General features: G+C 42.9%; 19 protein-coding genes. 13 read left to right on the top strand and 6 right to left on the bottom strand.

The features are described from left to right. Positions 1 to 510: 510 nt before the first annotated feature. A complete protein-coding gene (locus ACYUCY_RS10780) occupies positions 511 to 3,531 on the top strand; it encodes a TonB-dependent receptor domain-containing protein (protein WP_460226493.1) in 3,021 nt (1,006 codons plus the stop codon). Positions 3,532 to 3,788: 257 nt separating this feature from the next. Beyond that, the gene (locus ACYUCY_RS10775) at positions 3,789 to 4,928 is read left to right on the top strand and encodes a pyridoxal-phosphate-dependent aminotransferase family protein (protein WP_460226492.1); all 1,140 of its coding nucleotides are present in this window, start codon (positions 3,789 to 3,791) and stop codon (positions 4,926 to 4,928) included. Between the two features lie 89 nt (positions 4,929 to 5,017). Here the strand turns inward: ACYUCY_RS10775 and bfr are convergent, their stop codons facing one another. Then, entirely contained in the window at positions 5,018 to 5,488 is a 471-nt protein-coding gene (gene bfr / locus ACYUCY_RS10770; protein WP_460226491.1) for a bacterioferritin, read from the bottom strand. Between the two features lie 326 nt (positions 5,489 to 5,814). After that, a complete protein-coding gene (locus tag ACYUCY_RS10765) occupies positions 5,815 to 6,021 on the bottom strand; it encodes a bacterioferritin-associated ferredoxin (protein WP_460226490.1) in 207 nt (68 codons plus the stop codon). A 462-nt stretch (positions 6,022 to 6,483) separates the two neighbouring features. Here ACYUCY_RS10765 and ACYUCY_RS10760 point away from each other — a divergent pair, with 462 nt between their 5' ends. Beyond that, positions 6,484 to 7,086 carry a peroxiredoxin C gene (locus ACYUCY_RS10760; RefSeq protein WP_460226489.1) on the top strand — a complete coding sequence of 201 codons (603 nt, stop codon included), beginning with the start codon at positions 6,484 to 6,486 and terminating at the stop codon, positions 7,084 to 7,086. A 58-nt stretch (positions 7,087 to 7,144) separates the two neighbouring features. Here ACYUCY_RS10760 and ACYUCY_RS10755 read toward each other — a convergent pair whose 3' ends face one another. Further along, complete coding sequence (locus ACYUCY_RS10755; protein ID WP_460226488.1) at positions 7,145 to 7,822, bottom strand: ChrR family anti-sigma-E factor; 678 nt, start codon at positions 7,820 to 7,822, stop codon at positions 7,145 to 7,147. A 6-nt stretch (positions 7,823 to 7,828) separates the two neighbouring features. Next, positions 7,829 to 8,389 carry a sigma-70 family RNA polymerase sigma factor gene (locus ACYUCY_RS10750; protein WP_460226487.1) on the bottom strand — a complete coding sequence of 187 codons (561 nt, stop codon included), beginning with the start codon at positions 8,387 to 8,389 and terminating at the stop codon, positions 7,829 to 7,831. Positions 8,390 to 8,606: 217 nt separating this feature from the next. Here ACYUCY_RS10750 and ACYUCY_RS10745 point away from each other — a divergent pair, with 217 nt between their 5' ends. From ACYUCY_RS10745 to ACYUCY_RS10715, 7 genes are all read left to right on the top strand, one after another. Then, positions 8,607 to 9,047 (top strand): nuclear transport factor 2 family protein, encoded by a 441-nt coding sequence (locus ACYUCY_RS10745; protein ID WP_460226486.1) that lies wholly within the window; start codon positions 8,607 to 8,609, stop codon positions 9,045 to 9,047. Next, on the top strand, positions 9,044 to 9,799 hold the full coding sequence (locus tag ACYUCY_RS10740) for an SDR family NAD(P)-dependent oxidoreductase (protein WP_460226485.1): 756 nt from the start codon (positions 9,044 to 9,046) through the stop codon (positions 9,797 to 9,799). Before ACYUCY_RS10745 ends, ACYUCY_RS10740 begins: the two co-directional genes overlap by 4 nt. Before the next feature lie 25 nt (positions 9,800 to 9,824). Continuing rightward, entirely contained in the window at positions 9,825 to 11,138 is a 1,314-nt protein-coding gene (locus ACYUCY_RS10735; RefSeq protein WP_460226484.1) for an NAD(P)/FAD-dependent oxidoreductase, read from the top strand. Then, the gene (locus ACYUCY_RS10730) at positions 11,129 to 11,911 is read left to right on the top strand and encodes a DUF1365 domain-containing protein (protein ID WP_460226483.1); all 783 of its coding nucleotides are present in this window, start codon (positions 11,129 to 11,131) and stop codon (positions 11,909 to 11,911) included. Before ACYUCY_RS10735 ends, ACYUCY_RS10730 begins: the two co-directional genes overlap by 10 nt. Positions 11,912 to 11,973: 62 nt before the next feature. Further along, positions 11,974 to 13,230: a class I SAM-dependent methyltransferase gene (locus ACYUCY_RS10725; RefSeq protein WP_460226482.1), complete on the top strand. Its 1,257-nt coding sequence runs from the start codon at positions 11,974 to 11,976 to the stop codon at positions 13,228 to 13,230. After that, positions 13,223 to 13,774 carry a DUF2878 domain-containing protein gene (locus ACYUCY_RS10720; RefSeq protein ID WP_460226481.1) on the top strand — a complete coding sequence of 184 codons (552 nt, stop codon included), beginning with the start codon at positions 13,223 to 13,225 and terminating at the stop codon, positions 13,772 to 13,774. Before ACYUCY_RS10725 ends, ACYUCY_RS10720 begins: the two co-directional genes overlap by 8 nt. Positions 13,775 to 13,818: 44 nt before the next feature. After that, on the top strand, positions 13,819 to 14,532 hold the full coding sequence (locus ACYUCY_RS10715; RefSeq protein ID WP_460226480.1) for a hypothetical protein: 714 nt from the start codon (positions 13,819 to 13,821) through the stop codon (positions 14,530 to 14,532). Positions 14,533 to 14,566: 34 nt separating this feature from the next. On the opposite strand, the gene rnt is transcribed toward ACYUCY_RS10715, so the two are convergent. Together rnt and pyrC are read right to left on the bottom strand one after the other, a co-directional pair. Next, positions 14,567 to 15,214, bottom strand: coding sequence for a ribonuclease T (rnt, locus tag ACYUCY_RS10710; protein ID WP_460226479.1), 648 nt, complete (start codon positions 15,212 to 15,214; stop codon positions 14,567 to 14,569). 74 nt (positions 15,215 to 15,288) lie between these two features. Further along, positions 15,289 to 16,320 (bottom strand): dihydroorotase, encoded by a 1,032-nt coding sequence (gene pyrC / locus ACYUCY_RS10705; protein ID WP_460226478.1) that lies wholly within the window; start codon positions 16,318 to 16,320, stop codon positions 15,289 to 15,291. A gap of 206 nt (positions 16,321 to 16,526) precedes the next feature. Between pyrC and ACYUCY_RS10700 the strand changes: the two genes are divergently transcribed. From ACYUCY_RS10700 to ACYUCY_RS10690, 3 genes are all read left to right on the top strand, one after another. Then, entirely contained in the window at positions 16,527 to 17,480 is a 954-nt protein-coding gene (locus tag ACYUCY_RS10700; protein WP_460226477.1) for a flagellar protein MotY, read from the top strand. A 241-nt stretch (positions 17,481 to 17,721) separates the two neighbouring features. Then, positions 17,722 to 18,945 (top strand): argininosuccinate synthase, encoded by a 1,224-nt coding sequence (locus ACYUCY_RS10695; protein ID WP_460226476.1) that lies wholly within the window; start codon positions 17,722 to 17,724, stop codon positions 18,943 to 18,945. Between the two features lie 73 nt (positions 18,946 to 19,018). After that, complete coding sequence (locus ACYUCY_RS10690; protein ID WP_460226475.1) at positions 19,019 to 19,249, top strand: DUF1272 domain-containing protein; 231 nt, start codon at positions 19,019 to 19,021, stop codon at positions 19,247 to 19,249. Positions 19,250 to 19,676 lie beyond the last annotated feature (427 nt).

The following is a 19,676-nucleotide window of genomic DNA, read 5'->3' as shown; positions in this document are numbered from 1 at the left end:
AGGGATTACATTGTATTTAAATCGGATGATCACGGTTAATGTAAATATTTCAACTAACCAGTGCTTGATGAATCTTCAGGTCGAGACGTTTGTTGATCCGTATTCGCAACGATTGTTCGCTCCTTAGTGTTTGCTCATTCATATGTCTATTGTCAACGAATAAACGCCCGATATTATACTTGCTCCAATTAGCAAAAATTATGGAAGTGCATCACTTATTCTGCTGTATGACTCGGCAGTCGGACATTTTTCCGTGCAGATCTTCACGTATGTTGTTGGGTGTTGACATCGGCGGTAAAAGTATGCGATTACCACTTATTTTTTTGTAACTATTTGATTATTAAGGCTAATTTTTTTACAGGCGCGCATGTTTGTTGATGGCTTCCGACTCAAAATAGTATCGAGATTTCTCCGAATAACTACCCATTGACTCTTTACGAAAAAAGAGTAACGATATCGCCCCGATAATAACCTTAATAACAATTTAGTAACCCCGGGGGAATCTTCCTTATGAAGCGAACACCACTCTATCTAGCCATAGCAGGCTTGACTCTGTCCGCAGGCGTCACTCCAGCTTTTGGTCAAGAACAAGCATTAGAAGAAATTACTGTAACGGGATCGTTTATTAAACGTACCGACAGTTTTGATACTGCAAACCCTATTGATATTGTGACTGACCTTGATATCAAAGAGTCAGGTACACCAAACTTAGCGGAGATTATCCGTAACCAACCTTTCAACTACGGCGTTGACACTGTGTCCAATATTATTGGCGCTACAGGTCAGGGCGGTGTGGTATCTGCACCTAACATTCGTGGTTTAGGTGAAGGTGCAACATTGACTTTGTTGGATGGCCGTCGTTCCGCATCTCGTTCAATTCAAAGTTTGTATCCACAATTACTTCTTCAGTCGGTAGAAACATTGACTGATGGTGGCGCCGCACTCTACGGTACGGACGCGGTTGGTGGTGTTGTTAACTATATCCCTAAGAAGTCTTTCGAAGGCTTTGAGATTGAAGCTCAGGCGGATTTCGCTGATGGTGATGATTACGGCCAGCAATCATTTGGCTTTATCACAGGTGGCAGTGGAGATACGACGAACTTTGTTTTTGCAATGCAATACAGAAACAGAGATCCCTTGCGTTTCCCAGATCGACCACAGTATAGCGAAGGCGGTTTCTCTGCTTCTTCTGATGGTAACCCTGGTACTTTCCGGGTACCAACGCGTGATGCAGCGGGTCAGTTGACAACGACTTTCCAGAACTTGGCTGATCCTGGTTGTGGACTTAACAACCAAGGTACTGGTGACAAGAGCTCTGTTGGGGGATTCTCAACTGGTTTCGTCGCGTTTGGTTCTTGTCGTAACGAATTTGGCGCTAACTTTGATTATGCCGGAGAGCAACAAACTCTAAACTCGGCTTTCATTTTTGAAAATCATTTAAGCGACACGACTACTTTCAGTATGGAAGCCCTATATAGCCGTAACGAATTTGCTAACCGCGGTACACCTGCAAACCCTGGCGGCCGATTCTTTGAGTTAGGCGCTATTCCAGGTGATAACCCAGGTAACCCTTATCGCGCTCGTGACGCTGGTGGCAATCCCTTATTCGCATTAACGGACGTAAATGGCCGTTATTTACGTGATGCAAGCGGTGTTGTGCAGTTAGATGGTACGCCAACGATTATGGATAGCGCAGGGGAAGTCGCTCTTAATGAAGATGTCACCATCGTTGGATATCGTCCATTAGGCTACCCAACTGTTAACGGTTTCGAAGGCCCATCATATTTAAACAGTGATGGCTCCGGTAATCTCGCAGGAACAGGTACTACTAACCAGTATCGTTTTGTTGCTGAATTAGAGTATGAGTTTGGTGACAGCACTTGGTCTGGCTACACTGACTACGTTTATCACCGAGCAGAAGCTGAGACGCCTGTTGTGGTTCAGAGTTTTTCTGCCATCTCAGCCGGTATTAATGGAAACTTGATAGTTGATGGTCAACCAGCTTGGTTTAACCCCTTCTCTACTCAATGGTTTGATTGTACAAACCGCGATTGTACGGGCGCAAATCTTCAAACTGACCCAAACCAGTTGAACACACAAAAAGTATGGGATCAGATTTCATACGTTGAAAATGAGTATGTTCAAACCACTTTAAATGTTATCGATACAGTAGCTACTGGTGAGTTGTTTGAAATGCCTTCTGGTGTTGCTCAGGCGGCGGTTGGTGCCCAGTGGCGTAATGAAGATATCGAAGATATCCAAGGCGCGACTCCACAGGCTGGTGATTCTTGGATTGGCGGTGGTTCTCCTGGCTATAAGGCAGACCGGAACACCTTCTCTGTATTCGGTGAAATCAATCTTCCTTTGATGGATAGCGACGCCTTAGGTGTAATCGAATTATCAGCAGCAGCTCGATTTGAGAAAGTTGATGATGATTCACAGGGCGATTTGGATTCCGATAACTATAAGTTGGGTTTCCGTTGGGCCTTTAACGATAATTTCGTGACTCGCTTTTCTTGGGGTTCTGCATTTATCGCACCTTCGTTGCCTCAGTTGTTTGCTCCAGAAACGACAGGTCTTTCGAACGTAGCGGATCCGTTATTGGGTGCCGGCGCTGCATTTAAGTCAAGAACTCTTGGTGGTAACCCACTGCTAGAGCCAGAGACTGCAGACGTATGGAACCTTGGTTTCACCTTGAGCTTTGACGATGTATTGGGTGGAGATCTATCTTGGTCTATGGACTATAAATATTTCGACTTCCAAGATCGTATCGTAAGACCGCTTCCTACGGATTTGGTTAATGATGATTTCGCAGCCTACTTGGCGGCTGGTAATACAGCGGGTAATGCTGCTCAGATCGCAGCTTGGCTTGCTCCAGGCGGCGGTTCGAATCCATTGATTGAGCGCGATCCAATTTCAAACAGCTTATTGCTAGTTCGTACTCCTAGCTTGAATGCGACGGAAATGGAATGGAAAGGTTTTGATACTCGTTTGGCGTATCGTACAGATACAGACTTCGGTAGTTTCCGTTCAATAATCAACGCTACTTATGTTGATGAATACAACTATCAAGGTTCTGAAGACGATCCGTTCGTCAATGGTGCTGGACGTCGTAATGATGGAACTGGGTTTGTTCCCCCAGCGCCTCGAATCCGAGCTTCTTGGAATCTAGGGTGGGATTATGACATTCATTCAGTGAGCTTAACTGGCCGCTATACACACCATATATTACAAGACGGTACCACTTGTACATTGAATGCTAATCCAGGAACTAACGTTTTCATTCAGAACGCATTAGGTGCTTCGAATGGTTGTAGAACATACATTCCAAGCAACACTGTATGGGATCTTCAATACCGAGCTGAGCTAGACGGTATTTTAGGCGCTGATTCAACTACTGCAGTTACTCTGGGCGCGATCAACGTGTTCGATAGAGACGCTCATGCAGATGCATCTTTGGGTGGTTTTGAAACTCAATTGTATGACGCACGCGGACAGCAGTTATATATCCGTTTGAACCATACTTTCTAAGTTAAAGTAAAAAGACTCTAACGCCTTAAGTTAGAGTCGATCGACAGAGTCGTTTTTGATCTGTTAGAAAAAGCCTCGGAAATATTCGAGGCTTTTTTTTGCGTTGCATTTACGAATAGTTGCGAGCGGGGCAGTGAAGAGTAATTGCGTGATGTTAGAATTGTATTTTTTGCAACAAGGCAAAGTGGAAATTAACTAAAGCTTCTGGAGATATTTCTTTGAATAACAAGCCCTTTTACCCCCCAACAAGAACTCTAATGGGCCCCGGTCCCTCAGACGTGAACCCTCGTATTCTGTCCGCTTTGGCGCGTCCAACCATTGGCCACCTAGATCCAAAGTTTATAGAGTTGATGGACTCTATTAAAAGTTTGTTGCAGTTTGCGTTTAAGACTAAGAATCAGCTAACTCTTCCAATCTCCGCGCCCGGTTCTGCCGGAATGGAGGCCTGCTTTGTTAATTTATTGGAACCAGGCGATAGGGTTGTCGTATGCCAAAACGGGGTGTTTGGTGGAAGAATGAAGGAAAATGTGGAGCGTTGTGGTGCGACTGCGATTATGGTTGAGGATCAATGGGGAGCAGCAGTTGATTTAGAGAAGGTTGAGCAGGCACTAAAAGACAACGCCGGTATAAAAGTTTTGGCTTTCGTTCACGCTGAAACCTCGACAGGTGCCGTTTCGGACGCGCGCGCACTATGCCAGTTGGCTCAAAAATACGATTGCTTAACCATTGCTGATACCGTTACTTCCCTTGGTGGAATCGAAGTGGATGTGGATGGCTGGGGCGCTGACGCGGTCTATTCAGGTACACAAAAGTGCTTGTCTTGCGTGCCAGGGATTTCGCCGGTGACATTTAGCGAGAAAGCCATAGCGGTCATAAAGGCTAGAAAAACTAAGGTGCAAAGCTGGTTTTTGGATATGGATTTAGTCATGGGTTATTGGGGAGGCGAAACTAAGCGGGCTTATCACCATACTGCACCGATCAATGCCTTATATGCACTGCACGAATCCTTGTTGATTTTAAAAGAAGAGGGTTTAGATAATGCTTGGGCTAGGCATCTTTTAAATCATCAAGCGCTTGTCGCGGGTATTGAAGCGATGGGAATGCAAATGAGTGTAGATGCCTCTTGCCGCTTACCTCAGTTGAACAGCGTAGTGATACCTGAAGGTGTTGATGATGCCGCAGTACGGGCCGCTTTGCTCAATAATTACAGTTTGGAAATTGGAGCAGGTTTGGGTGCTTTGGCTGGGAAGGTTTGGCGCGTAGGTTTAATGGGGTTTGCTAGTAATAGTAAAAACGTCAGATTCTTTTTGAGTTCTCTAGAAAGTACTTTGCTTGAAATGAAAGCGCCAATTCAATCAGGCGCGGGCGTTGCCGCAGCAGATAAAATTTACCAATAAGCAGCTGGGTATTGAATATACTGTTTGAATACTAACAGCATAAGTGCCGTACTCAGAAGAGGCACTTATGCTGTATATTAATGGAAGTTTTAAGAGCTCATTTTAGATTGAAGATAATTTTCTAGGCCTACTTTATCAATCAAGCTTAATTGAGTTTCTAGCCAATCTACATGTTCTTCTTCAGAATCCAAGATACTTTGCAGAAGGTCGCGACTTATGTAGTCGCGAATTGATTCACAATATTCTATCCCATCACGTAAATCTGGAATTGCTTTTAGTTCTACTTTTAAGTCACATTCCAGCATTTCTTTCGTATTTTCGCCAATAAGCAGCTTTCCGAGATCCTGTAAGTTGGGTAGGCCTTCAAGAAATAATATGCGTTCAACAAGTTGATCCGCGTGCTTCATTTCATCGATGGATTCGTGATATTCATGGTCAGCTAATTCTTTTAGGCCCCAATCTTTGTACATTCGAGAGTGCAAAAAATATTGGTTAATAGCAACTAATTCATTTCCGAGAACCTTATTTAAAAATTCAATGACTTTGCTGTCGCCTTTCATACCGTTCTCCATCAAAAAATGTTGCATAAATTTAATTACGATCGGCAGGATTATAGCGAAAGTAATTTAATCCCGATACGTAAATACGACAATTTAACTCGAGTAAAAAGTGTTGGCAGATACTATGGCGTACTTTTTTTAGCAAATTGTAATTGAATTTAAAAAACCGAAAAACTAAAACGACTTTGATGGGAAGGAGTTCAAGAGATGTAATTGCAATGTAAAAAGTAATCGTTAGCAATTAGATTGCTCAAGTAGCCTATCGCGTTTAAGCGAATCAAACATCTGAGCAAGGATAAAATTTATGGGGATTTTTTGAAGTGCGATTAAATAACAGAATAGGGCAATAAAGAGGACAAGTTCGTCAACCCGTTTTGTGACTCATCTAGAATTTCTTGAGCTGTACACTGGCAGCTTCCACAGCGGCTACCAACTCCCAGATCTTTACGAAGCTCGATTAGAGTGGTGGCGCCGTCTTTAATTGATTGACGAATCGCCTTATCGGTAATGCTGTTACAAAGACAAACGTACATAAAGAGCCACTGAGTTGCTAATTAAAAAAGTAAGTCCTAGCAAGAACTTAGTCTCTTCACACCACACGCCAATAGCAGGCTTTTGTGGAGGATAATTGTGCAGAAGTTTAATCGTAATGAGAATTGTTGTCAAACACAGATGCGAAACATTCTTGCCTATAATGTGATGCGAACATCAGATTTGGATAAATATCGACCAATCTGGTCTTGAGTGTCTGAGTTCATAGCCCAGACCTAGGGATGGCAATATGTAAAATTTATGGGCATGGCAAAACGCCCTGCTGTACCATAGCGCCTACCTATTAAAGAGGCAGTTTTTGATTAAAAAATTCTCAACTGAGGAAGCCTTTGTTATTAAGCGCTGGTTTCGGAGTTTTAAGGGAATTGCCCCTTGGGGTGTGGTCATTTCAATGGCTAAACATTCAAATTATTCAATTCAACGTTATTTAAAGGAGAAGCCTAATGGGCGTTTTAGTCGGTAAACCGGTACCAGATTTCACTGTACCTGCAGTTTTGGGATCGGGAGAAATTGTTGATGAATTTAACCTCGCTTCAGCTATTAAAGGCAAAAAAGCGGTGGTTTTTTTCTATCCACTTGATTTCACATTTGTTTGTCCTTCAGAATTGTTGGCATTTGACCATCGAATTGAAGAGTTTAAAAAGCGCAATGTAGAAGTGATTGGCGTTTCAATTGATTCTCATTTCAGTCATAACGCTTGGCGGAATACCCCTGTTGATGAAGGCGGTATCGGCCCCGTTAACTACACTTTGGCAGCTGATATGACGCATGAAATTGCTAAAGCGTTTGATGTGGAATCCCCCGGTGGTATGGCTTACCGTGGCTCGTTCTTGATTGATGAAGACGGCTTGGTACGTCATCAAGTTATTAATGACTTACCATTGGGTCGTAATATCGATGAAATGATTCGCATGGTTGATGCATTGGCGTTTCATCAGGAGCACGGAGAAGTGTGCCCAGCAGGATGGAAAGAAGGTGATAAAGGTATGACGGCAAGTCCAGACGGCGTTGCGGCATATTTAAGTGAGAACGCAGGCAAACTTTAATTTCATAGTTTGAATTCAAAAAAAACCGGCTACTAGCCGGTTTTTTTTGAATCGCGCCTTATGCAAGATTATATTGCTTTCTGAGCCAAGGGTTTAAAAACTTAAAAAACCAGCCAGTAAATTGCAAAGGTGCCTCTTGTACGGTTAAACACATGCATTCTGCATCTTTGGTGGCTACCGGTGAATGATGTTCGCTGGCGTCTCTTAATAAAAAATCTCCTGCTTTATAAACACCATTTTCGTCCGAAAAGCTTCCACTCAATACCACGGTATATTCGTCGCCAAGATGACCATGATGGGCAATACGGCCACCGGGTTTTAATTTCAGTAGGCCGATATTAGCGCCGTTATCATCCTTTAGAAGATTGCAGCTTCTCGCTGTGGCGGAAATTATTTGCCAGCGCAGTTTTTGGAAGCCGGAGGGAACTAAGGAGCGAAGAACTTTTGGTATTCCAGCTAAGTCTTTTTCGTCTAGGATTGGTTCCGCTAGACCTATAGTTTTAGGCTCTTCATCCAACCGGGAAAATATTCGTTGTTTCAGGTCTACGTTGACAGTTGAGTCACTGATCGAGTCAATGAGTTTACCGCCGATTGCATTATTCCTCTGGTGGCTACTTCGACATTTCGTGCAGAACTCCAAATGAGCTGCGATACAAACAGCCTGGCTTTTTGAGGTAGACCCCGCGGAATAACTTAAAAGCAAATCGGGGGATGGGTGATGATTAATAGTCGTCATTGCGAGTTATCTCAAAATATTTTCAAGTTTTTTTAGGGCGAGACGGACACGGGACTTTACGGTTCCTAAAGGAAGGTCTAGTTCGATTGCCGTTTGTTGTTGAGTTTTTCCTTGGATATAAACTTTGTTTAGCACCTGAATTTGCTCTTCTGGAAGTTGGTCGATGCTCTTTCTTACCCCTACATCTGAACGTTGTTGATGTAAGGTTTGGAAGGGGTCTGGAACGGCGTCGTCTTCATACCAAAGGTCTTCCGCGGTTAACGTGATATGCGACTTCGAGCGCCGTAATTGATCGATGCGGCAGTTCCTAGTCATCGTAAATAACCAGGTACTTACACTCGCTAAGTCGGGTTTATAAGTGTGTGCTTTTTCCCAAACTTTCAGCATGACTTCCTGCACTAGCTCATCTGCGACTAGGTCTGCACCAGGTTGCTTGGCGTGACTATAACCTTTTATCTTCGGTGCAAAATGATCGAAAAAAGTGCTAAACGCTTCACGCGAGCGTTCTATCGCAATTTCTGAGATCAGCGCAGGCCAATTTTCGGGCTCTTGGTCATTTGTTTTCATGGGGTGGATCATAACGTTTACTGCCTACTTATTTCTATAACTACCACTTTATGAAAGGCTTATGCATACATTCCTCAAACACTAACTATGCACCATGGATACAACTACCCTTATTACGTGTTCTGTGAAAGGTTGGATCACCTACATAAAAAATCAAATTATGATCCAGGTTTCATATAACAGCGTATTAATTGCAAATTTAGCTTGGAGTGTTGGCGTGGAAACAGAGGCAAATATTGAAAGATTCAAAGCATTCTACTCGGACTTGGCCCGTAAAGAGTGGGCAGAGCTGGATGAGATCTATGCGAACGACGTATGTTTTAGAGACCCAATCCATGAGTTGCATGGAAGGGCTAATCTTTATCACTATTTGGTTGACCTTTGTTCACAGGTGACCGATTGTCGCTTCGATTATTTAGACCAAGTGGTGCTTAATGGTACTGCCTACATAAAATGGGATATGTATTTTTCTCATCCGAGGTTTAAAGCGAGAAAAACGATTAAAGTCCGTGGTGTTAGTCAAGTTGAATTTGATGAGCGTGGGGTTTTTTTTCATGAGGACTTTTACGATATGGGAGCAATGGTATATGAAAATATTCCCCTGTTTGGTGCTGGTGTTCGCTGGTTGAAGAGTCGATTGGGGAAAACGCCGCGATGATCAATAATGAAGTAATTTGGATTACAGGAGCGTCAAGTGGAATTGGTTTGTCTTTGGCGGAAAAATTATCTTTAGCAGGTAATAAAGTAATTATATCTTCAAGAAACAGAGAAGAGTTGAATAGGATTTCCACTCGATACGAAAATATTACGGGTGTGGTTTGCGATGTTACCAATAGCAGCGATCTGCAACAATGCGCAGATAAAATTGCGAACGAATTTACTTTTATTGACCGAGTCATCATCAATGCAGGAAATTGTGAATATTTTGATATCGAATCGCCAGATTGGGAGATGGCGTCAAGAGTAATGAGTGTTAATTTTTTTGGTGCTATTAACACGTTCGCAAAAGCATTACCTTTGCTGAAAAAATCCAACAAATCTTGCCCTCATGTTGTGGTCGTTGCTTCTCTTGCAAGCGAGGTTCCGTTTCCTCGCGCTCAAGCTTATGGAGCGTCTAAAGCGGCGTTGCAGTATTTTTTTGAATCCATGCGAATCGATCTGGCCAATCAAAATATCTCTGTGACTATCGTTCAGCCAGGTTTTGTAAAAACCCCCTTGACTGATAAGAACGATTTTCCTATGCCTTTCATGGTATCAGTCGACAAGGCCAGTGATGTAATTTTGAAAAAAATGGAAAAGCAGCCGAGGATTATTCAATTTCCTTTGCGGTTGGCGTTCCTGCTCCGATTCATGAGTTCCTTCTCCGGTTTGTGGAACTGGCTTGCAATTAACAAGCTTGGGCGGAACTAAGGCCTCAATTAGCGAGTAAAAATTTGTGACGGAAACAAACAGAAGAACAAAAAAGGTAGCGATCATTGGTTCGGGAATATCCGGCCTTATGACGGCATATCTACTTCATAACTTCGGGAAAAATATTTTACTGGATAACAATTGCGTTGATTATGATGTTCAATTATTTGAAGCCAATAGCCGCTTAGGCGGACATACCGCAACGATGAATGTAACCCACCAAGGTGAAGACTATGCGATCGATACGGGTTTTATCGTTTATAACGACTGGACTTACCCCAACTTTATTCGCTTGTTGGGCGAGTTAAATATAAAAAGCCAAAAATCCGAGATGAGTTTTAGTGTTAGCTGTGACGATACAGGTCTTGAATACAGCGGTAACAATTTAAACACTCTGTTCGCCCAAAGGCGAAACCTGCTGAACCCCGCGTTTCTGAAGATGCTGAGGTTAATAATTCGATTTAACAAGCAGGCCATTGAGGATCTTGACAACAATAAAATATCAAAAGATATAACACTCGGCACATATCTCAATTCGAATAACTATGCGGGTTTGTTTTCTAGTCATTACTTGGTGCCGATGTGTGCCGCTATTTGGTCCGCTTCAACCGAGTCAGTGTTGAATTTCCCTTTGCTGTTTTTCGTCAATTTTTTTAAGAATCACGGTTTGTTGAGCATCAGTGATCGTCCACAGTGGCGGGTTATTCAAGGCGGTTCCAGTTCCTATATCAAACCATTGGTGGAAAATTTCAAGGATCGAGTAACGTTAGACTGTAAAATTACATCTGTAGAAAGAAAAGAAAACGGTGCTTTTTTGTGTTTCGAATCCGGGGAAAAAATGCATTTCGATGAGGTCGTATTCGCCTGCCATAGTGATCAAGCGCTGGGATTGTTAGCGGATGCGAGCTTCGATGAAAAAAAACTACTCGGCGCTATGCCATATAAAAATAACAAGGTTGTATTGCATACCGACGCGTCGTTGTTACCGAAGAAGAAGCGCGCTTGGGCTGCTTGGAATTATTTGTTGTCCGGGGAGACGCAAGATTCTGCGGTGCTAACCTACGATATGAATATTTTACAGGGAATTCATAGTAAATCGACTTTCTGTGTGACCTTAAACGCAAAGGATCGTATTGACCCCGCGACTATCTTGGGTGAATACGATTATGCGCATCCGAGTATTTCCCTCGCTTCCGTCAGTGCCCAGAAAAATTGGGCGAATATTAATGGTGTAAAAAATACCTGGTTTTGTGGCGCCTATTGGGGAAACGGTTTTCATGAAGATGGTGTGGTTAGCGCTCTGAGGGTCGCAGAAGGTCTTGGTGTTAAATGGCTCTAAATAAAAACACGCAAATGCACAGCGCCATTTACACTGGTCGTGTTAGCCACACACGTTTGGTTCCGAAATATCATTCCTTTGACTATAAGGTTTACATGATGTACATCGATTTGGATGAGTTGGACCGAGTCTTTAAAGGGGCTTTTTGTTGGTCAGCAAGACGTCCCGCATTGGCGTGGTTTCGACGTAAAGATTTTTTGGGTGATAATTCTGAATCGATTAAAAATGAAGTAAAAAAATGTATTCGCCGAGATACGGGTAATGACTTTAATGGTTCGGTTCGCGTTCTGGCGAATCTCCGGTATTTTGGATTTATTATGAATCCGATTGTTTGTTACTACTGTTTTAACTCTGAAAATCACCTTGAATATATTGTCGCTGAAGTGACAAATACACCTTGGAAGGAAAAACACGCTTATGTTCTGGCTTGTGATCCTAAACAGAGAATACAGCGTATAAAATTCCAGAAACTCATGCATGTTTCTCCGTTTAATAAAATGGATATCGAATATATGTGGGCTGGAAACACACCCGATGAAAATATTGTTGTGAGGTTAGATAATTGGCAAGATTCTGAGAAGACGTTTACTGCCAGCTTATCGTTAAATAGGCAGTCAATTAGTCCTTGGTCGCTAATGAGGACTTCGTTGTTATACCCATTTATGACTATACAGGTGTGTGTTGGGATCTACTGGCAGGCTTTGAAGCTTTATTTAAAAGGTCTTCGTTTCGTAACGCATCCGGGCAAGAGTGCAGTACGAAAAACCAATTAGATTCTGTGTTTGGGAACAGAAGTAGTTTAGTTTAAAAATTTAATTTATTTGTAGGATATGTTATGCCAACTATTAGTATCGATAACCATAAACTTGGGAAAAGAAAATCTCGTCCAATTCTAAACGGTGTGGCGAGATCTGCGGTCCACAAGGTGTTGCAACACTTGCGTTTCGGAAAACTCATTATCGAAGAGAACGGCGAGGTGTTTACATTCGGCGAAACAACAGAAAACTTTGATTTGGTCGCCAACATATACGTTCATGATAGTGTGGCGTATCGAGATGTACTACTAGAGGGTACCGTGGGGGCAGGCGAGTCCTATATGTTGAACCAATGGAGTTCGCCCGACTTGCTCAAAGTGATTCGGATATTTGTCGCCAATATGGCAGTGATTGAAAGAATGGATGGTAATACTTCGTGGTTCAGTAAACTGTCTTCATCTGTGATACACCATTTAAATATAAACACAAAGCGAGGCTCGAAGCGTAATATTAGTGCCCATTATGATTTGGGTAACGATTTTTTCGACTTGATTCTCGATAAAAAAATGATGTATTCCGCTGCGATTTATCCGGATAAAGATAGTGATCTGGAAACGGCGGCGAATAATAAATTAGAAAAAATTTGTCAAAAACTGCAGCTCAAACCTACTGATCATCTGTTGGAGATTGGAACAGGTTGGGGAGGGATGGCGATTTATGCTGCTAAAAATTATGGCTGCAAAGTGACCACAACAACAATTTCACAACAGCAATTTGATTACGCAAAAGCATGGGTGGAAAAAGAAGGTTTGCAAGATAGGATCGAGTTGTTGCTGGAGGATTATCGCGATCTTACTGGGACGTACGATAAGTTAGTGTCAATAGAAATGATTGAAGCTGTTGGTCATAAATTCTATAAATCTTATTTTTCTCAATGTTCTAGCTTACTGAAAGATGACGGTTTAATGGTGATTCAAGCAATCACCATTGCTGATCAGCGATTTCAACAAGCGAAGTCTGCAGTAGATTTTATTCAAAAATATATCTTTCCAGGTGGCTGTTTGCCTTCCAATGAAGTTATTGCGAAGCAGGTCAGTAATGCTACGGATATGCAGATAGTGGGCTTAGAAGATATCACTTCACATTATGCAAGAACACTAAAGGATTGGCGCCATAGATTTTTTTCTAATTTGGATGAGGTCAAGCGACAAGGTTTTAATTCTCGATTTATCAGGATGTGGGAATTCTACCTTTGTTATTGCGAAGGCGGTTTTGCTGAAAGAGTTATCAGTACCGCGCAAATAGTATTTGCTAAACCCAGAGCGCGGCTTGGTTGATAAGAAGTTGAAATGTAATTCTGATCTTATCAGGAAATTATTAAATATACTCTTCTTTCAAATTGCTTGGTTTAGCTGTTTGTTACTGGAAGAAAACTGGTCACTTTTGATAACAGCTACAATTTTATTTCTCCATCAATTACTAATTGTTCGGAATACGAAAGAGTGGTTTTTTATTTTTCCGATCGCGTTTTTAGGGATTGTGGCTGATAGCCTATTTTCTCTTGTTGGAGTGCTTAATTTTTCAGACAAAGGCATCCTAATTCCCATTTGGTTGGCTTGTATTTGGCTGGTTTTTGCCACGACTTTGAATCACAGTTTTATCTGGTTAAAAAATAATTTGTTTTTGGCGGCGGTTTTAGGTGCTATAGGAGGGCCTATGTCGTATTTTGCCGGTACTAAATTAAGTGATGTGAGCTTCTCCTCTTCGTTTTGGGATTCGTTATTGTTTCTTATGGTTTTTTGGGCAATTTTCTTTCCATCTTCTATGTATGTCGTTAAAAAAATTTCTCTCACCCAGTCAAATGGAGTCGAAAGCCTGTGAGCGGCTGGGGTTTGAATAGGTTTAATCAAAAGTATTCATTTTTCATGGTTTCGTTTGTTTTTTTGGCTTGCGTACCGTTTTCAGTGTTCGCGGTTGGGCAGAAAGATTTGCCGGCGGATATTGTCGGTGAAGCTTTTGATTTGGAGTCTGGTGCGTTTCTCTATCGAGAGCTACATTTTTTGTCGCCGAATTTAGGGGAGCATCGGGTGGCTTATCAAGATCAGGAAGGAAAAATAATTGCTGAGAAAAATTTGGACTTTGATGGTGTGAGTTGGCAGCCAAGCATGCGTCAACGAAACGAGATTTGTGGTGAGTTGATTGACGTTGAATTCTCTAGTGATAGTGAAAACCTGACTATTGACTATCGTGCGGACTCAAATGCTAGGTTTAAACAAAAAATAATAAAGAATTCCGAAGCCTTGGTTGTCGATGCTGGATTCGACGCGTTGCTTCAAAAAAGTTGGCAGGAACTTATTGCTGGAGAAACGATTCGCTTTGACTACTTAGCGCCTTCACAACTGAATACTTTTTTGTTTCAAGCCGAGAAAACTAATTGCGCAGAGTTGGATGGCGCAGACCTGCAGTGTTTTTCGGTTCAGCCGAAAAGGTGGTGGATGAAGGTGTTGTTAGATCCTATTATCGTGAGTTACGACAGTAAAAGCAGAAACTTGATGTCTTTTAAAGGCTTGGGAAACATTGCGAATTCGAATTGCGACTACATGAAAGTTGATATTAGATACGAATATTTAAGTAATTAGTTTAGTGTTATAAATCTCCATTTAAAAATATCTACTAGATTATCCAGCCCCCCAGCTGTTGCCAGCGATTGACAATCCCACAAAATAATTCAGCAGTTTTTTCAGCGTCGTACGCGGCGGAGTGGGCGTCGTTGTTATCGAATTCTATTCCCGAAGTTTGGCAAGCTTTTGCGAGTACAGTTTGACCATAGGCCAAACCCGCCAGGGTTGCCGTGTCGAAACACGAAAAAGGGTGGAAGGGGTTGCGTTTTATTTGGCAGCGCTCAACGGCAGCATTGACGAACCCGAGATCAAAATGTGCATTATGTCCGACGATTATTGCGCGATTGCAACCGTTCATTTTTACCGCATGGCGTATCGGTTTGAAAAGCTCAGCCATCGCAATAGTTTCTGGTACAGCGGGTCGATCAGCAGACTCTAAATTGATGCCGGTAAAATCTAATGCAGCCTGTTCGATGTTGGCGCCTTCATAGGGTTCAACGTGAAAATCATAGGTTTCCAAGGGTGATAGAAACCCTTTTTCATCCATGTGTAGCGTTACTGCGGCGATTTCTAATAAGGCGTCAGTGTCCGAATTGAAGCCTCCCGTTTCAACGTCTACGACTATGGGTAGAAACCCGCGAAAGCGTTGCGCGAATAGAGTTTTATCTTCTTGTTTGTTGACTAAATTGCTATCGCTCATAAATTGCTTTCTTTTTAACTTTTCGGTTTTATTTTGTTATTGCTTTGGAATATGCGCGTTTAGCACTTTATTTGTTATTCAACCGACCAACTTAAGGTTTGCCCCGCCGCAAGTGGCGTTAGGTTTTGCGTAGCGAAAGCGAGTTGTTCCGGTACCACCCATGATTTTTTAACCAGGGTCACGGTATCTGTATTGCGCGGTAATCCATAAAAATCAGGGCCAAAATGGCTGGAAAAATTTTCTAGCTTGTGGAGTGCACCCGCGTCTTCAAAAACTTGGGCATAGAATTCTAATGCCGCGTGAGCGGTGTAGCAGCCAGCGCAGCCGCAAGCAATTTCTTTTTTGTTGGTCGCATGGGGAGCGGAATCGGTACCTAGAAAAAACTTAGCGTTACCACTTGTTGCTGCTTTTAATAAAGCTTGTTGATGATGATTGCTTTTTAAAATCGGCAGGCAGTAATAATGCGGACGAATACCACCGGCCAATAAATGATTGCGGTTATAAAGTAGATGGTGAGCAGTAATGGTGGCGCCGACATTACTGTTGGCCTCAGACACAAACTCTACCGCTTCGGCAGTTGAGATATGTTCCAGCACGATTTTCAAGTTTGGAAATGAATCGACTAGCTTCGACAAAATATTGTCGATAAATATTTTTTCTCTTTCAAAAATATCAATGTGGCTGTCGGTCACTTCTCCATGAATTAAGAGAGGCATTGCGCACTCCTGCATTGCATTTAATGCAGGATATATCGCTTCTAGTTTGGTAACGCCGGCATCCGAATTAGTCGTTGCGCCTGCCGGATAGAGTTTACAGGCAACCACACCTTGCGCTTTCGCATCTCGGATATCCTGGGCGGATGTAAGATCCGTTAAATACAACACCATTAAGGGTTTGAATGTGCGTCCTGCGGGAATCGCTCGGCATATTCTTTCTTGATAGGCATTGGCTAAGTTGGCGTTAGTCACCGGGGGGACGAGGTTAGGCATGACAATGGCGCGGCCGAAGTAGCGGCTCGCGTCCGCTACGGTTGCGGTTAATGCATCGCCATCGCGAAGGTGAATATGCCAGTCATCAGGACGTGTAATGGTGAGACGATCAGTCATGCAGTAAAACTTACTTAATTGGGTAGCCGGACGCTTTAACAATCTTTTAGTCGACCGAAGCGGCTAAGGACGAGTTATAAAAGAGGCGTATTCTTACACAAAATGGCTGTTAAAGCACTGAGCGAAGAGGCCGATACCCTTAGAACAGCCTTGTTAGCTAGACGATACTTCCTGGCTGACGGTATAGAGTGGTAAAGGTAGCAACGATGAAATCGACATTATTGAAAAGCGGCCTTGTATTGGCCATGTTGTTGGCGTGCAAGGGCTTGAGTGCAACCAAGTTTGAAGCCAACATTTTGGAGTCTGAATGGTTGGTTGATACCTCGGTATTCGAGTGTCACTTAGTACAAGGGATTCCCTATTTTGGTGATGCCGTATTTATTCAGCGGGCGGGTGAAAGCCAACAGTTCATTCTCACTTCTGATGAGCCAAGATTAAAAACCGGGCAGGCGGCATTGACATCAACTAAGCCAAATTGGAAGAAGCACGGGCGAGATAAAAACCTGGGCTACGTTTCGGTGAAACAAGGCATTCAACCCATCAATTTAGGGCCGCAGATGTCACAGCGTGTTTTATCGGAACTACACCAAGGCATGGAAGTAACCTTTACACGACGACCTTGGTACGGGGCAGAAAAGTCAATTAATGTATCGATGACATCCGTTAATTTTCGCCCAGCGTATCAAAAATTTCTCAGTTGCCAGGCTGGTCTGCTGCCTGCAAACTTCGAGCAAATTGAGCGAAGCTCAATATATTTCGGCTCAAGTAAAGAAGCCCTGCTACCTAGCGAAGTCAGAAAGCTTGATAATATCGGCATTTATGTCAAAGCTGACCCCAGCGTAACGGCGTTCTATGTCGATGGCCATACCGACAGCGTCGGTGCACGACAAGAAAATTTTGAGTTGTCTCGCGAACGCGCCGAGATGGTGGTGGATTTCTTGATAGCTCGGGGAATTCCAAGCGAAGCGATTGTCACCCGATGGCATGGTGAGCGTTATCCAGTTGCAAGTAATCAAACTCGTAAGGGAAGAGCGCAGAACCGACGTGTTACGATTCGTCTAGTCAAAGGTGAGGAACCTATTCGCCCAGAGGTCGAGCCTGATCAAGAAGAGCTCGAAGACTCAGGTTCCGACAATAGCTTGGCTTCGATAACGAATTAATGTTGAAATCTGCGTTTACTGTTTTGATATTCTCAGTGATTTAACGCTACAATCTCGCTTCTGTATTCAGCCCAAATTGTCGAATTCGTCAGATACCCTCAGAACAGATTGTTCTGGTTTCGATAATTATCACCTGACCCCATTGTTGAATTGATTAGTCGGCCATCGAATCGATTCGTTGGCCTGAATGTTTATTAATAGACGCGCTTGATAGCGCGTTTTCGTGTTTTTGGGAGTGTGTATGTCGTCCGTTAAAAAAGTGGTTTTAGCTTACTCTGGTGGCCTGGATACCTCGGTCATTGTTACCTGGTTGAAAGAAACTTATGGCTGCGAGGTGGTAACGTTTACCGCCGATATCGGTCAAGGTGAAGAGGTCGAGCCAGCACGCGCGAAGGCTCAAGCCTTGGGTATTAAAGAAATTTACATTGACGATCTGCAAGAAGAATTTGTTCGTGACTTCGTCTTCCCTATGTTCCGCGCCAACGCGATTTATGAAGGCGAATATTTGTTAGGTACGTCAATCGCTCGCCCCTTAATTGTTAAACGACTGGTTGAAATTGCCAACGAGACCGGCGCTGATGCGATATCGCACGGCGCAACCGGTAAAGGTAATGATCAAGTGCGTTTCGAGCTTGGCGCTTATGCTTTGAAGCCGGGTATTTCAGTTATCGCGCCTTGGCGTGAATGGGATTTGACCTCTAGAGAAACCCTGATGGCCTATTGCAAAGATAGGAATATTCCGGTCGATTTTTCTAGCAGCAAGAAAAAATCGCCTTATTCGATGGATGCGAATTTATTACATATCTCCTATGAAGGTGATTTGTTGGAAGAGCCATGGAACGAGCCAGAGGAAGATATGTGGCGCTGGTCTGTTAGCCCAGAAACAGCACCAGATAAGCCGACCTACATTGAGTTGAGCTACAAAAACGGCGATATCGTGGCTATTGATGGTGTCGAAATGACGCCCGCTAAAGTACTAGCTCACCTCAATAAAGTGGGTGGCGCCAATGGTATTGGGCGCTTGGATATTGTTGAAAATCGCTATGTGGGCATGAAGTCGCGTGGTTGTTATGAAACCCCGGGGGGCACCATCATGATAAAGGCTCATCGCGCTATTGAGTCCATTACCCTTGATAGAGAAGTGGCGCATATCAAAGATAGTCTGATGCCTAAATACGCAGAGTTAATTTACAACGGTTATTGGTGGAGTCCTGAACGCCATATGTTGCAAACGGCGATAGATGAATCTCAGCAAGTTGTGAACGGCGATGTGAAGCTTAAATTGTATAAGGGTAATGTGATCGTTGTGGGTCGCCGCTCCGAGGACAGTTTATTTGATGCGGCGATTTCGACATTTGAAGATGATGCCGGTGCTTATGATCAGAAAGATGCGGCGGGCTTTATTAAGTTAAACGCTTTGCGTATGCGTATCGCGGCGAGTAAGGGACGTAGTCCTTTAAAATAATCGTTCCTTTGCCTATGCCGCCTGCATGTATTAGTGGGCGGATTTCAAACTTTTATTTAAGGCGAAGCTTGCGTTGAATCATGGGGAAACTATAAGGGTATTCCTATGCTTGAATAGCGACACGGATTTGCTTGCGAGTTCTGCCGAGGCTGTGATTTATAGTTTCGAGTGTACCTTCTGTATGTATTGCGTAAACGGAGTGTTAAAGAGGCATTCTCCAAACTGTAGTGGCAGTTTTCAAGTGTGTCCTATTCGTCCTGAGTGGCTCTCGTTAAATTTCTACCATCGTCAAAACAGGTGTTAAATCCTGAAGCGCAAAATGTCTACTTAGTCATTTGTGCATTACTGAATATTGGTTTCGCCAACCCGGTTTTGTTTGATATTTATCAAATTAACCTGGCGTCAATTCACGCATAATGCGCGCGATGTGTTTGGCAGCAATTTTTCGTACTTGTTTTCGTATTAAACCAATTCACCTCTTGATCCACTAATTCTTTATCTGTATTTTCATTACCCAGATTGATCTTGCTTATTTAATTTATCGGTAAAAATACAATCCACGCCACAGTGGACCAGTGCATCGTATTTTTAACAGTCAATGGACTTAGAGTGTAAATGCCAGGTTTTCAATCACATCCAGTATTAGGTGCATCTCGCCTATATTTTTTGTCATACGCCAAGATAGGCATTTTACCTTTCTTTCCGTCGTCACAATTAACATTCAGTTAGCT

This window comes from Aurantivibrio infirmus (assembly GCF_054767315.1).
The sequence above is the reverse complement of the archived record's forward strand: the minus strand, read 5'-3'. Positions and strand labels throughout refer to the sequence as shown.